Annotated in this window: 12 protein-coding genes; 7 read left to right on the top strand and 5 right to left on the bottom strand. The window is 37.4% G+C overall.

Annotated elements, in window-relative coordinates:
* The first annotated feature begins 3 nt into the window (after nucleotides 1-3).
* From ACZZZC_RS01425 to ACZZZC_RS01405, 5 genes are read left to right on the top strand one after another with little or no spacing between them, the layout of a single operon-like run.
* Nucleotides 4-3585 carry a response regulator gene (locus ACZZZC_RS01425; protein WP_463484500.1) on the top strand — a complete coding sequence of 1194 codons (3582 nt, stop codon included), beginning with the start codon at nucleotides 4-6 and terminating at the stop codon, nucleotides 3583-3585.
* A 15-nt stretch (nucleotides 3586-3600) separates the two neighbouring features.
* Nucleotides 3601-3972, top strand: a complete 372-nt coding sequence (locus ACZZZC_RS01420; protein ID WP_463484499.1) for a response regulator — start codon at nucleotides 3601-3603, stop codon at nucleotides 3970-3972.
* A complete protein-coding gene (locus ACZZZC_RS01415; protein ID WP_463484498.1) occupies nucleotides 3973-4791 on the top strand; it encodes a CheR family methyltransferase in 819 nt (272 codons plus the stop codon).
* Complete coding sequence (locus ACZZZC_RS01410; protein WP_463484497.1) at nucleotides 4776-5360, top strand: chemotaxis protein CheB; 585 nt, start codon at nucleotides 4776-4778, stop codon at nucleotides 5358-5360. Before ACZZZC_RS01415 ends, ACZZZC_RS01410 begins: the two co-directional genes overlap by 16 nt.
* Before the next feature lie 26 nt (nucleotides 5361-5386).
* Entirely contained in the window at nucleotides 5387-5752 is a 366-nt protein-coding gene (locus ACZZZC_RS01405) for a response regulator (protein WP_056850676.1), read from the top strand.
* On the opposite strand, the gene ACZZZC_RS01400 is transcribed toward ACZZZC_RS01405, so the two are convergent.
* From ACZZZC_RS01400 to ACZZZC_RS01380, 5 genes are all read right to left on the bottom strand, one after another.
* Nucleotides 5749-6708, bottom strand: coding sequence for a DUF3137 domain-containing protein (locus tag ACZZZC_RS01400; protein ID WP_463484496.1), 960 nt, complete (start codon nucleotides 6706-6708; stop codon nucleotides 5749-5751). The genes ACZZZC_RS01405 and ACZZZC_RS01400 overlap by 4 nt on opposite strands.
* Nucleotides 6708-7262 carry a LemA family protein gene (locus ACZZZC_RS01395; protein ID WP_463484495.1) on the bottom strand — a complete coding sequence of 185 codons (555 nt, stop codon included), beginning with the start codon at nucleotides 7260-7262 and terminating at the stop codon, nucleotides 6708-6710. The genes ACZZZC_RS01400 and ACZZZC_RS01395 overlap by 1 nt, the downstream gene beginning before the upstream one ends.
* 58 nt (nucleotides 7263-7320) lie before the next feature.
* On the bottom strand, nucleotides 7321-9156 hold the full coding sequence (locus tag ACZZZC_RS01390; RefSeq protein WP_463486430.1) for a hypothetical protein: 1836 nt from the start codon (nucleotides 9154-9156) through the stop codon (nucleotides 7321-7323).
* A gap of 62 nt (nucleotides 9157-9218) precedes the next feature.
* Nucleotides 9219-11006, bottom strand: a complete 1788-nt coding sequence (locus ACZZZC_RS01385; RefSeq protein ID WP_463484493.1) for an AsmA family protein — start codon at nucleotides 11004-11006, stop codon at nucleotides 9219-9221.
* Between the two features lie 126 nt (nucleotides 11007-11132).
* On the bottom strand, nucleotides 11133-12140 hold the full coding sequence (locus ACZZZC_RS01380) for an IS110 family RNA-guided transposase (RefSeq protein ID WP_463483753.1): 1008 nt from the start codon (nucleotides 12138-12140) through the stop codon (nucleotides 11133-11135).
* A gap of 492 nt (nucleotides 12141-12632) precedes the next feature.
* Between ACZZZC_RS01380 and ACZZZC_RS01375 the strand changes: the two genes are divergently transcribed.
* Nucleotides 12633-13274 (top strand): DUF47 domain-containing protein, encoded by a 642-nt coding sequence (locus tag ACZZZC_RS01375; protein ID WP_010599217.1) that lies wholly within the window; start codon nucleotides 12633-12635, stop codon nucleotides 13272-13274.
* 12 nt (nucleotides 13275-13286) lie between these two features.
* Nucleotides 13287-14297: an inorganic phosphate transporter gene (locus ACZZZC_RS01370; RefSeq protein WP_056850681.1), complete on the top strand. Its 1011-nt coding sequence runs from the start codon at nucleotides 13287-13289 to the stop codon at nucleotides 14295-14297.
* Nucleotides 14298-14401: the final 104 nt, after the last annotated feature.

Below are 14401 nucleotides of genomic sequence, written 5' to 3'. Positions count from 1 at the left end.
AGAATGAAAACTACCCTTAAAAATAATTTACGTTTAGGTCTTGGCTTGTCGCTTATTATTCTTTTTATCAGTTCTTTGGCTTCATATGTAAGCATTAGCAACCTGATAAAAAGCACCGAGTTGGTGAAGCATAGTGATCAGGTGATATTGGATGCTGAAAATATTATTTCTTACTTAAAAGATGCTGAAACCGGGCAAAGAGGATATTTACTTACCGGGAACAAGGTTTTTTTAACACCTTATTATGGTGCCAGCGATTCTGCAGCGGCGATACTTAAAAAGGTAGAAAGCGCAACCGAAGATAACCCTGTACAGCAGAAAAATGTTGCCGGACTTCGCAATATTTTAACCAAAAGAATGGGGATTATTAAATCTACCATTGAAATTAAAGGACTTGGTGGAGCGGTAGATCCTACAGTTTTGTTTCAAGGAAAAGTTTACATGGATGAGGCACGGGAAACTGTGAACGCCATGGTTAAAGAAGAACGCAGATTACTAGAGGAACGCACTGTAGAGCTCAATAAACTCACTTCTTACACTCCTATTTTGATTTTGATAGCCGCCGCTTTGGCCATTTTAATCACCTTATTTTTCTATAGAAAAGTATCAGTTGATTTTGATGAGCGGGTGAAGTTGCAAGAGGAAATCGAAAGCAAAAAATACGAGATGGAGAAACGTATTGCAGCTATCAAAGAAATTGCTTCTCAAATATCAAATGGCAATTATGGCGTTAAGCTTGATAGCCAAAGTCAGGATGATATCGGAGAACTCTCCGAATCGCTCAATACGATGTCTTCATCGCTGAAAAAATCGTTCGATACATTGGCAGAAAACGAATGGCTGCAAACTGGCGTTGCTAACCTAAATGTCAAAATGGTTGGTGAAAAGGATGTTTTCCATTTGGCTGATGATATTATTGAGCTATTGGCTTCTTATACCAAAAGCCAAATCGGTGCAATTTATTTATTTAAAGATGATGGTTATCTTCATTTAAAGGGAAAATATGCGTTAGAAGGACAAAACCTCGTTGAAGTTTTAGAGCTTGGACAAGGGTTGATCGGACAAGCTGTAAAATCGGGCAAAAGCATTTTGTTGGAAGATGTACCACAAAGTGAATTAACCATTACACACGCCACAGGAAATATTAAACCCGCCCAATTGTTGGTTTTGCCTATTGTTAGAAACGGAATTTCAATAGGTGGGTTAGAGCTGGGTACCATTACAGCATTTAGCAATTTACAACTGCAATTTCTAAATTCAGTACTTTCTGATATTGGTACAGCATTGTTGGGTGCTCAAAACAGGCAAAAACTACAGCAATTATTAGAAGAAACTCAGGCTCAATCTGAAGAGTTACAAGTTCAGCATGGAGAGTTGGAAGGTATGAATGCTGAATTGGAAGCACAGGCACAGAAGCTTCAGGCATCAGAAGAAGAACTTAGGGTACAGCAAGAAGAATTGCTTCAAAGCAACCAGGAATTAGAAGAACGAAGCAGTTTGCTGGAAGAGAAGAATGAACTGATTGAAGAGAGGAATGCAGAAATCCAGCAAAAGGCCGAGGCTTTAGAACTGAGCACAAGATATAAATCGGAGTTTTTGGCAAATATGTCTCATGAGCTGCGGACGCCATTAAATTCCATTTTATTATTGTCAAGATTAATGGCAGAAAATGATGCGATGGACAAAGAACATCAGGAATATGCTTCTGTAATCCAAAGCTCAGGGCAAGGTTTATTGAGTTTGATAGATGAAATTTTAGATCTTTCAAAAATCGAGGCCGGAAAAATGGAGCTCGACCGTTCAAATGTGAAGATTGAGGAGATTGCACAGAACATGCAATCACTCTTTAATCCACTAGCGAAAGATAAAGCTTTAGAACTTGTTATTGAAAAGGCTAGCAATCTACCCGAATTTTTCAATACCGATAAAATGCGTTTGGAGCAGATTTTAAAGAATTTATTGTCAAACGCCATAAAGTTTACCTCAATAGGTTCGGTTAAATTTAATATCGAAAAAGACGAACATTTAAACGCACTTATTTTCAAAGTTAAAGATACCGGTGTGGGCATAGCGCCTGAAAAGCAGGGCATGGTGTTCGAAGCCTTTCAGCAAGCCGATGGTTCTACCCGACGTAAGTTTGGCGGCACGGGTTTGGGTTTATCGATTAGTCGCGAACTGGCTAAGCTTTTGGGTGGTTACATTGAATTGAAAAGTAAAGAAAATGAAGGAAGTGAGTTCATTTTGGTTTTACCTATTGATAAGAACAAGGGTTTTGAAGATTTAAAAGATCCGTGGAAAAAACCTGTTACTGTTTTGCCGGAAGCACCGAAAATTCAGCACTTAACGGTAAGTAATATTCCTCAGGAAATTGAGGATGATCGGGATAATATTACGCCTGACGATAAGGTGATTTTAATTGTAGAAGATGATACGCCATTTGCTAAAACCTTGCTTGATTTTACCCGCAAGCGAAACTATAAAGGATTGGTGGCCGTACGCGGCGATGTTGGAATTGAAATGGCAAAAGCGTATAAGCCACAAGCTATTTTATTGGATATTCAATTGCCAGTTAAAGATGGTTGGCAAGTGATGGAAGAGTTAAAATCCGACCCAACGACGAGACCTATTCCAGTGCATATTATGTCATCGCTGCAGGTTAAAAAGGAAAGCTTATTAAAAGGCGCTGTCGATTTTATTAACAAGCCTTTCGCTTTCGAGCATATGCAGGAGATATTTTCTAAATTGGAACATGCGTTAAGCAGACATCCAAAGAAAGTGTTAATCGTTGAGGAGAATGAACAACATGCCAAAGCATTGAGCTACTTTTTAAGCAATTTTAGTATTCAAACGGAAATTGTTAACCAGGTGAGCGAAGGTGTTTCTGCCTTGCACAAATCAGATGTAAATTGCGTAATTTTAGATATGGGTATCCCTGATAAACATGCCTATGATACACTGGAAGTGGTCAAGAAAACACCTGGATTAGAAAATTTACCTATTATCATTTTTACGGGCAAAAACTTGTCTAAAGGTGAAGAAAACAGGATCAAGCAATATGCCGATTCGATCGTGGTGAAAACGGCACATTCTTACCAAAGAATTTTAGATGAAGCGGGATTATTTTTGCATTTGGTGGAAGAAAAAAGCCGCGAAAAAACTAAAACACCAAAAGCATTTACCGAACTTCAGGATGTACTGAAAGACAAAACGGTGTTGGTTGCCGATGATGATGTAAGGAACATTTTCTCTTTAACAAAAGTATTGGAACAACATCAAATGAAAGTTTTAGCGGCGATAGATGGTAAGGAAGCCTTAAAGTTGCTTCAGGAAAACCCCAAAGTAGATGTTGTTTTAATGGATATGATGATGCCCGAGTTAGACGGTTACGAAACTACAACGGCCATTCGGCAAGATATAAAATACCGTAATCTGCCAATTTTAGCGGTTACAGCAAAAGCCATGATGGGCGATAGAGAAAAATGTATAGCTGCAGGCGCTTCAGATTATATAAGCAAACCTGTAGATATGGATCAGTTGGTATCTCTTTTACGAGTTTGGTTATACGAAAATCATCACAAAGCTTAAACCTTTTTAATAAATATGCCTCAGAAATTAATTCTCATTATTGATGATGATAATAGAAACATTTTCGCTTTAAAAGCTGTTTTAAAGGCCAAAGGTTTCGATTGTTTGTCTGCCACAAGTGCCCAGGAAGGTTTTTCCATTATGGAAGAAAATGAAAACGTAGCTGTGGTATTAATGGACATGATGATGCCAGAAATGGATGGTTATCAGGCCATATCTGTGATCAAAAAATCAGAGAAAATGCAAAACATACCCGTGTTAGCGGTTACTGCACAGGCAATGGTAGGCGACAAAGAACGGTGCCTCGCTGCCGGTGCAGCTGGCTATGTATCTAAACCTATAAACGTAGACGAATTATTAACTCAAATAGAAAAAGTAACACAATAAGTGATCACCGAGGCGATAGATAATGAACAAATTGATGCATTGTTAAGCGATGTATTGGAAGTTCATGGCTACGATTTTTTGGAGTATTCCCATGCATCAATCAAGCGGAGAATAACCAGGTTGTATACCCTTGATAATTTTGTAAGCTTCGCCGAGTTTAGGTATGCCGTTAAAAGTGATAAGCAATATTTCAAACGATTTTTAGAGGAAATTACGGTAAATGTTACTGAAATGTTCCGTGATCCCGGCTTTTACAGATCGCTGAGACATGATGTGTTACCTGTTTTAGGCACGTATCCGTTTATTAGAATCTGGGTAGCGGGCTGTTCTACAGGCGAAGAAGCCTATTCGCTGGCAATTCTGCTGAAAGAATTAAATTTGTTGCAAAAATCGCTGATCTATGCTACCGATATCAATCCCTCAGTTTTGGAAAAGGCCAAAAAAGGAATGTTTCCTTTGAATTATTTGAAGGGTTATTCAGAGAATTATGTGGCCTCTGATGGCACCAAGGATTTTTCTTCGTACTATACCGCTAATTATTCTTTGGCAAAGTTTGATGAATCTTTAAGCAGTAAAATGATTTTTAGTACACATAATCTGGTTTCTGATCATTCGTTTAATGAGTTTCAGCTTATTTTATGTAGAAACGTACTCATTTATTTTGATAAAGAATTGCAGCATAAAGTGTTTCAACTTTTTGATAACAGTTTAGAAAAGCTGGGATATTTGGCTTTGGGCAGTAAAGAAAGTTTAGATTTTTGGCCCAAGGCAAAAGAGTATAAACGCGTTAAATTGGAAAAAATATGGCGCAAATTATAGCAGAGAGAAAGTGTGGTGCTTTGGTTATTGGTGGTTCTGCAGGCAGTTTGGATGTATTATTGGAAATTTTTCCTGATTTAAAAAGTAATTTGAGTTTTCCTATTATTTTGGTCACACACCGAAAATCGGGGAACGATTCACTGCTAACGGATTTATTGAAAAGCAGAACACATTTGATTGTAAATGAGGCGGAAGAAAAACAGCCAATTCTGAGAGGAAACGTATACATTACGCCTGGCGATTATCATCTGCTAATTGAAGAAGACATTACGATTTCTTTAGATTATTCAGAAAAAGTGAACTATTCACGACCATCGATTGACGTTACTTTTCAATCGGCAGCTGAAGTTTTCAAAGATGAATTGGTGTGCATTTTACTGTCAGGATCGAATGCAGATGGGGTAGAAGGATTAAAGATAGTAGAAAAATGGGGTGGAAGAGTGATTATCCAAAATCCGGATACCGCTATAATGCCGTATATGCCACAGCAAGCTTTAAACGAGATAAAAACAGCTCTTGTTTTGAATAGTTTTGAGATGGCTGCGTTTATAAACAAACTAAATAATTAAAATTAACTGCCTTTAGGAGATAACTTATGGCTGATGCAAAAAAAGTGTTCGTGTTTGATGATAACAGAGATATTTTAGATCTCTGTACCTTCATTTTGGAAGATGCGGGCTATGAAATTAAAACTTCCGAAACGGCAAATGATATTGAAAGCCAAGTGGCCTCTTACATGCCAGATATTATTTTTATGGATAATTGGCTGCCCGATTTAGGGGGCATACAGGCAACAAAGGCCATCAAGAATAATCCTGATTTGAAACACATTCCTGTAATTTATTTTTCGGCAAACAACGATATTTCAGCCTTGGCTGATGAAGCTGGTGCAGATAGCTATCTCTCCAAACCTTTTGATATCGAAGCTTTAGAAGGGATTGTAAAAAAACATTTGAGCTAATTTTTCCCCCAAATTCTCGTATTCAAATCCAGCTCTTTTACAATATCATACATGAATTTGATCGTAGAGATATCATCATTTAATAAATCCGGATTAAGCAGAGATTTAAAGATGGGCGCCTCAAAATAGTTTCGATCCAAAGGAAAACCGATGTACATTCTAGATTGAATAAACGACAGCGAAATGGAGTATTTGGAGTTACTATTTAGTTTTAAAATGCGTTCCATCATCGCTGGTGTTAACAAATAACGAGATTCAACCTGATCTGTGCCATACGTAATAAATGCCTTATCAAAGTCTACGTTTTCGAGTTTGATCACATCCTGATCACTAAAAGAAAATAAATTTGTAGAAAACCAGGCACCGATTGCACTACCAAAATCTTTAGGCCGAACGATGGTTGAGCCATTAAAATTTTTATTAAAATCGGCTACAAAGATGATTCCTTTAAAGATATCATGCCATTCTGTTTTTGTTCCGTTTTTGGTTTGGGTAACGGTTTTATATTCAGCATGAACTTCTGCAAAATAAAAGGCAGTTTTTTCCGCTCTTCCACTTACTAAATCTTCAGTTTTGTATCGATCGGGTTCAGTTGTAAAAAGCTGAGAATGGATAAACTCATGTGCTACAATTCCATTTTGTGGAGCAATAGTCAGGCTCGAATCTAGAAACCGAAGTGCTTCACCAATTACATCACGTTTATAGGCATGTTTATAAGCCTGTAATTCATCATTAATTTTAAAAAGCACAATTCCACCGTAAATAATGGGAGCCAAACCCGCTATTATTGAAGGCATAGGAAAGCCTAAAACCGAACCGATTATGCCTAATAAAATGCCGCCTCCAATAAAGTAATAGCCTTTTTTTTGGGTGGAAGCAATTTTCTTGCGCTCCACTTCCATGGTAGCCAAAATGTTTTGAAGGGCTACATTTCCTGCTAAACTAGAAAATTGCATTAATTGTTGAATAGATCTTTTGCGCTGATATTTTTTCGTTCTTCCACGGCAGTTTCAAGCACAGGAACGGGATGAAAGTTTAGCATCCCGGCAAATAAACTTCCTGGAAACATCATTATAGAATTGTTGTAATCGGTAACAGCAGAATTATAAGATCTTCTGGCAGCCGCAATTTGTTCTTCACTTTCCGTCCAGGTACTTTGAAGATTTATGAAGTTGGTATTGGCCTTCAGATCAGGATAATTTTCTACATTAACCATCAATCCCTTAACGCTTGTGCTCAGCTGACTGTCAATTTGTGCCTTTTCAGCATCGCTTATATTACCGGCAGCAGCCCGAGTTCTAAGTTCTACAATTTTCGAAAGGGTTTCTGACTCGTAATTGGTGTATTGCTTTACTACCTCTACTAAGTTGGGAATCAGGTCGAACCGTTTTTTGAGCATTACATCGATTGCAGAAAAAGCATTAGTAACCTGATTCTTTTTACCGATTAGTGAGTTGTAAAAGAAAATGCCTATAATGATTAAGATAACGAGAATAATTGCGATAATCATGATTTAGTTTTTTGGGTTTAGATATTTAAAGATATAAAAACGTTCGACATTTTTCTATTTAGCGCTTTTCCTTTTTAGCGGCTTCCTTTTCCCTTTGTTGCCTTCGTTGTAACCTTTTTTGTTTTCTAATGCGATGATTTTCTCGCATCTCGTTAAAATTCTTGATGTGTTTCTTAATTTCCTGTTGCTTTTCTTCGGTAATTCCAACGCTGTTTTTAATGCCTAAAAAAAGGCTTTTCCAAATCATGTTAAAAAATGAAGTGTTTTCTACCCTCTCATAATCTACTTTTGCCGCGGTAAATTTTCCATTCCTATCCGGGTTTTCTGAGTTGATAACCAACGCATTGGCTAAAATAGAAAGTAACCCACGGGTAACCAAATGATCTTTAGAAGGATCATTTTTCATTAGCGCTACTGACAAATCATAGTAGTAGAAATTAACATTGCCCTTTGCGCCATCATTATTCGCTTTAAAATTAAAGTTAAGCTTATCTACAATTCCTCTGTTGATGCGCACAAGTCCTAAAGGTTTTGTAATCTGGTTTAAAACTCTGGCATTAAAGGTCTGTAGTTCCCCTTTATATGTAAAAGCCCCATTTTTGGCAATCAGATCGAAGTTGAAATCCAAATCGAGTTCTCCCTGGCCGAGCAGATAAGTTTTGAGCTTCACTTCCATGTTCGGGTTTATCGCTTTTATTCTATCGAGATTAGTTACATTTTTGAAAGTTCCCGCTGTTTTCTCGAAAGAAATTTTACCCCGCTGTTGGCTCTCTGCATTATAAATGGCATAACTTACATCAACATCTTTTAAGTTGATTTTTTGAACAAGTACAGGGACGCCCATTGATTGCAACAGTTGATGAGGAAACCTTCCTACTCGTTTTTGAACACTATCTGCCGGGTTTCGGTTGCTGCCCATGCTATTATCGTTAAAAACGGAAACAAAACCATTTGCTATATTCATTTCCTTGGCTCTGAATTCTTGTTTACTAATGTATACCGGTAAGTCGATTCCTTTGATTGAAATATTGCTCATTTCTACATGAAACCGATCTTTAGAATAACCTGCAACTTTCGCAAATTTCATTTCATCATGAAGCGGTTTAACCTCAAATTTATTTATCCTTAAACTTCCAGTAGATGCTTTGAAATCAAGTTGGTTCAGTTTGATATCATACATCCGATCAGGAGTGGGATAAGTATAATCTTTTAGGTTGATGATTACATCCTTTAGCAGGTAAAAGCGATCGGGATCTTCCGTGGAGGTTGAATCGACCAACAAATCCTTAAGCGTGATATTCAAATCATCAATAATAAAAGGTACTGAATTTGGTATATTCTTATTAACGTATTTAAAGCTTGCATCTCTGAAAAGAATGTTATCGATACGGAACTCCTTTAAGTTTTGCGAAATCATCGCATAAGGAGATTTTATAGGTCTGGGCGGCCGGTTCTCATTAAATTCAAATTGACGGTTCATCATACTAACCTCGGGTTTGTCGAAAATCACCTCTTCGAGTTGGAGTTTCTGATGCCTGTAAAGCGTAATAGGATGAAAATGTTTAACCTGAAGTTTTTTGAGCGTAACGGTGTAAAGATTGTTTGGCGCTCTTTTTAAAGTGATCAGTTGGTTGAAACGGTTGGTATCGGGCGTAATTTTTACATTGTAAAGGGTAGCACTACCAGTTAAAATATTGGTGGTAACTTTAGAAAAACTAATGGTATAAAGGCTATCCGTCGATTTATATAAAAGGGTTTTGATGCGGCTGGAAAGCATCGGTTGCGATTTGACATTTAAAAACCAGGCTAATCCTGCAAGTAGGATAAGGATAATCAGAAGTATTGCGGCAATCCATTTTAAAAGCTTATATCTGTTTGATTTTGTATCAGGCATTGAACGAAGGGACTTGTTTTCATAGCAATATACATTTATAATCGTATTGTAAAAAATGTTGCCTAATTTTTCTCCCTTCTGGCTTTCCGTGCTTCTTTTCTATCTGCTCTTTTCTGTTCTCTTATTTTCTTTGCGATTACTTTTTGCTGTTGAACAGGATTTTTTTCAGGCACAATACCTACACCAACAATATCTTTTATACCCACAAATAGGGTTTTCCACATCAAATTGAAAAACGATCCCGAATTGATTCTCGTTGTACTCATGTTAGCGGTTCGTGCAGGGTCGCCCTTACTTGGGTTCGCATCTTTAACTAAAATTGTGTTGGCGAGAAACGACAACAATCCTTTTTCTTTTGTGCCTTCGCCGTCAATATTATCAGAAAGTAACTTAACTTTTAAATTATTATACAACATGGTCATCGAGCCAGAGGCGGCTCGTAGGTTTCCATTTGCTTTAAATGTTATATTTTGGATATTTCCGCTTTCCACCTCAATTAAACCTAAGTTTTTTGATAATGAATTGAGATTTTTCAAATCGAATTTCCCCAGGCTACCGCTATAGCTGAATGCACCATTATCAGCGGTGAGATTGAAATCAATTTTTACATTCAATTTTCCTGTGCCCATTAACATGGTATTCAAATCGGCAATTGCATGATTTTTTTTAATCAAACGTAAACTATCATTGGTAATGTTGTATATATTTCCTTTCAACGATTTAAATTCAACTGAGCCGGTTTTTTTACTTGCAGGGTTATACTCTGAATACTTAACATTTACATCTCTTAGCTTTACAGTGTCGATAATAATTGGAATGTTTAGCCGCTTCAACGCCAGGTGCGGATAGTTTTTTCCTTTATCCAGGCCTGGTGGAGGTGGCGATTCTCTGCTCATAAATACAGCAACATTGGCGGGTCCGACTTTAATGGAATTTGCTTCGATTTTTTGATCGGTATTCAGTTTTATAAAGTCTATTCCGTTAAATTCTATGTTGCTAAAACTTAAATCATACCGATCCTTTTGGACCTTGTATTTTCTTGAAAACTCCAGTTCAGGATAAAGCGGCTTCAAAGTAAATCCTTTAATACTGAGTTTTTTTGATGAATAGGAGCCATTAATCGTATCAATTTTCATGGTGTACATCCTATCCTTTGTATTGGATTTATAGCCGGCAACCTGAAACGAAATATCTTTTGTATAATAAAATCTGGAAGTATCGTTTCCGGATAATGAATCTAAAAGAAAATCTTTTACCGTAACGTCGAGGTGTTTAACGCTGTTTTTCGTTTTGATAGAGGTGCTCTTGTTGATATAATCGAAATCGGCATCTATGATTTTAATAGATTTTATAGCTGCAGATTTAAAGAGTTTTGAAATTTGATCGTAAAGTGACTTTTGAACCTTACTGGTGTCTATTTTTTTCGGAACCTTATTAAAAGTTACATTGATGGATGGCCGATCGAGCAGGATTTCGTTAATGTTCAATCGTTTTTTGAAATATGCAGTCAAAATGCTTACCCTTGTGATTTGAAGTTTTTTAAGCTTTATTTCGAAAGTATGGGCTGGGGCTAATCTTTGTTGCTTTAAGGAATCGAAAACCGAAGAGTCTGCCTTAAGGGTTACATCGCGGAGTGCTAAACTCCCCGTAAACACGTTTAAATTAATACTTTTGAAATCTATTTTATAAAGATGGCTAGATCCATTATAAACCCCTTCTTTAATTTTTTCGGTTAAAATTGGCTTCCAGCGGGCACTAATAAACATTGCCCCAAAGGCTAAAATGAGGATTAATCCACCAGCAATACTACCTATCCAAATCCAAAGTTTGTTTCTGTTTTGAGCTGTCATTTTTTTGGTTTATCGCTATAGAACAGTTGATTCGTAGAAAGGTTTGTTTTGCTGCGTTTTGCGATTGCACCGACCCTAGGTAATAAACCCGTATTCTATGGTTTTTGCAAATAAATTTTAAAATATTTAGGCAGCATTATAAAGATCTTTCTTATAGGGTCTGTCTTTCAATACTGCTGCAAAAGCTCTGCTGACCAGTTTGTTTCTCAATACGTTTAGAACAGCTGAATGATGCTTTCCTTCTTGTATCTTTCTGTCATAATACCTTTTGAACTCATTATCCTTTTTGATTGTGTTGAGCGCACACATGGTAAGTAGTGTTTTTATTCTTTTATTTGCCAGGTGGCTAACCTTTGGTTTCCCCTTTAGTGTTGTTCCAGAGGTATTTCCGAAAGGGGCAATACCACAATAACAGGCAAACTTCCTGGGATCCTCGAACAGACTGAATCCTTGCGTAAGGACCACGATAAACATCGCTGTCTGAGGCCCTATACAGTATACGGAGTTGACCAGACGATATTGCTTTTCAAGTAGTTTGTCCGCTTTTACACATCTTATAAGTTCCGCTTCAATCATGTCAATTTTCTTGTCATATTCTTTGATCAGTGACTTCCTGATCTCCAATGTAAAATCCGCTGAATCTCCATCGAAAGCTTCCAGCTCTCCACTTGCGTTTTTTAATGCCGTCTGTTGCTTCACAAGCTGCTTTCTACAGCTCAATAAATGCTTTAGCTTGCTTATGGTTTTGCTCGGAAGTTTAAAAAGAACAGCTTTGCGCCTATGTAAAAAACCATAGTTGGCTATTTCGGCAGCATCTGCCTTATCAGATTTGCCACGTTTTAGACCAAGGGAGCGCTTAAGCCTCAGGGCGTTCTCAACCCAGAGATTTCCGCCCTGTCCGTCAAAATAGGTGCAGATAGGAAGTGTGTAGAGTCCGGTATCCTCTGCGCAAAAAAGCATCTCAGCAATCGAAAGGCCGGTAAGCTCCTGCATCCAGGCCACCATTTCCTTACAGCCTTCCTCATTGTTGCTAAAGGTGCCATGAAACTGCTCATCAGGATTTTCAGTAAGAAAAAACACTACATCTGTTTTCATTTTTGAAACATCGATGCCCGCAAATAATCTGTAATTCATAACTTTGGGTTGTTAAGTGGAAAAAACAAACCTTAATGTTGAATAAAACTAAATCCCTTAACGGTCCAGCGAAGACTAAAATTCTATATGGTTCTTGTTCAACAAACGGCAGTGCTCTGATACGGGTTTTAGGTCTTTAACCTAGATCGAGCCAAAGTGCAGCACTGCCGTTAAGGTTTTATTCAAATCTCAAATATTTCTAAGAATATTCAAACCTAAGGGATTGACGCGTAAATACTTTTTAATTGCAGTTATTTTGATGTTCCCATTGGTTTTGAACATTAAAAAGATTGTAGCACAAAGCGGGGCAGGTGTTACCGAAGATTCACACCCATTGCTTTACTAAATGATAACGAGCAACGTTTCGGCTAACATCATCACTTCTAATTGTTTAGAATAGGGCTTCAATAAGAAACAATTCCTTAATATAATTAGTGAATTAACATTAACTTAACATTGGGCTTGTAGCTTTGCAACATATTAGAAATTAACATGAACAATATTTTTAAGTTCTTTACGCCTCAAGACAGAAAATTTCATCCTCTTTTTGAGCAAGCTGGTAGCAACGCATTAAAAATTGCTGAAGCATTATTAGAGATGGTTAGCACTGCTGATGCTGAAAGCAGAAAAACAATTTTTAAGGAAATTGAACGCTTAGAGCATGTAGGAGACGATATTACGCATTCGATTTTTCTTGAATTGAGCAGGAACTTCATTACACCGTTTGATAGGGAAGATATTCACCAATTGGCCACAGCTGTTGATGACGTTGCCGATTATATTTACGGTACAGCCAACCGCATGCAAATGTATAACATGAATACGATTAGCGAGCCAATTGTTAAAATTGCAGAACTTTTAGTAGAAATGTGTACTGATATTGATAAAGCCATTAAAGAGTTACGCAGTTTCAAAAACATCCGTGTAATTGCTGATGCTTGTATCCGTATTAATAGCGGCGAAAACCAGGCAGATTATGTATTTACATTGGCGGTTGCCCGTTTATTTGAATACGAAACCAATGCAATTGAATTAATTAAACAAAAAGAGGTTTTACAAACGATAGAAAAAGCGACAGATAAGTGTGAGGATGTAGCAAATGTGCTTGAAACTATCTTAGTTAAAAACGCTTAATAATAAACAAACATGGTAACTACCTTATTGGTTGTTGTTGTAATTCTGGCTATTGCTTTCGATTACATTAACGGTTTTCACGATGCCGCTAATTCGATTGCAACAGTTGTTTCTACAAAAGTTCTTACGCCTTTTCAGGCGGTTTTATGGGCTGCACTTTTTAATTTCGCAGCTTACTTTTATTTTACCGATCATAAGGTTGCCAATACGGTTGCTAAAACGGTAATTGAAAATTATATTACATTAGAGGTAATTTTGGCCGGTTTAGTAGCTGCCATTATTTGGAATTTGCTAACCTGGTGGTACGGTATCCCTTCGAGTTCATCGCATACTTTAATCGGTGGTTTTGCTGGTGCTGGTATGACGCATGCTTTGCTTATCGGCGCTAGTCCGATGGATGCAGTGAACATGGGTTATGTAATTAAAATTGTATCCTTCATTGTACTTGCTCCAATAATTGGTTTGGTCATTTCAGTAGTATTAACCTTAATTATCATTAATATTTGTCGCTACGCTAAGCCTTCAACAGCAGAAAAGTGGTTTAAACGTTTGCAGTTATTATCATCCGCTGCTTTAAGTTTCTTTCATGGTGGTAACGATGCGCAAAAGGTAATGGGTATTATTGCTACTGCATTAATCGCTGCTAAAGTGATTCCTGATTTTGATTCTATGCCAGCTTGGGTTCCAATTGCTTGTTATTCGGCAATTTCATTGGGAACTATGAGTGGTGGTTGGAAAATTGTTAAAACAATGGGATCGAAAATCACCAAAGTTACAGCATTGGAAGGTGTTGCCGCTGAGGGTGCAGGTGCCATTACCTTGGGTATTACTGAGCACTTTGGTATCCCGGTTTCTACAACGCATACTATTACAGGTTCAATTGTAGGTGTAGGTGTTGTAAAAAGCGTTTCTGCAGTGCGTTGGGGTGTAACCATTAACCTGATTTGGGCTTGGGTGTTAACTATTCCGGTTTCAGCAACCTTAGCCGCTCTTATTTACGGAGCGATTTATTATTTCAAATAGTATTAAAAAGATATTTTGAAGAGACTAAAGCATTTGCTTTGGTCTTTTTTGTTTGATAGGCTTTTGTAGAGAGTTTGTGATCTAAGACGATAGGGGAGGCTTTT

This window comes from Pedobacter sp. AC212 (assembly GCF_979258625.1).
The sequence above is the reverse complement of the archived record's forward strand: the minus strand, read 5'-3'. Positions and strand labels throughout refer to the sequence as shown.

Coding starts and splice junctions, on each gene's coding strand:
- ACZZZC_RS01425 (WP_463484500.1), top strand. CDS start 4: ATGAAAACTACCCTTAAAAATAATTTACGTTTAGGTCTTGGCTTGTCG.
- ACZZZC_RS01420 (WP_463484499.1), top strand. CDS start 3,601: ATGCCTCAGAAATTAATTCTCATTATTGATGATGATAATAGAAACATT.
- ACZZZC_RS01410 (WP_463484497.1), top strand. CDS start 4,776: ATGGCGCAAATTATAGCAGAGAGAAAGTGTGGTGCTTTGGTTATTGGT.
- ACZZZC_RS01405 (WP_056850676.1), top strand. CDS start 5,387: ATGGCTGATGCAAAAAAAGTGTTCGTGTTTGATGATAACAGAGATATT.
- ACZZZC_RS01400 (WP_463484496.1), bottom strand. CDS start 6,708: ATGCAATTTTCTAGTTTAGCAGGAAATGTAGCCCTTCAAAACATTTTG.
- ACZZZC_RS01395 (WP_463484495.1), bottom strand. CDS start 7,262: ATGATTATCGCAATTATTCTCGTTATCTTAATCATTATAGGCATTTTC.
- ACZZZC_RS01390 (WP_463486430.1), bottom strand. CDS start 9,156: ATGCCTGATACAAAATCAAACAGATATAAGCTTTTAAAATGGATTGCC.
- ACZZZC_RS01385 (WP_463484493.1), bottom strand. CDS start 11,006: ATGACAGCTCAAAACAGAAACAAACTTTGGATTTGGATAGGTAGTATT.
- ACZZZC_RS01380 (WP_463483753.1), bottom strand. CDS start 12,140: ATGAATTACAGATTATTTGCGGGCATCGATGTTTCAAAAATGAAAACA.
- ACZZZC_RS01375 (WP_010599217.1), top strand. CDS start 12,633: ATGAACAATATTTTTAAGTTCTTTACGCCTCAAGACAGAAAATTTCAT.
- ACZZZC_RS01370 (WP_056850681.1), top strand. CDS start 13,287: ATGGTAACTACCTTATTGGTTGTTGTTGTAATTCTGGCTATTGCTTTC.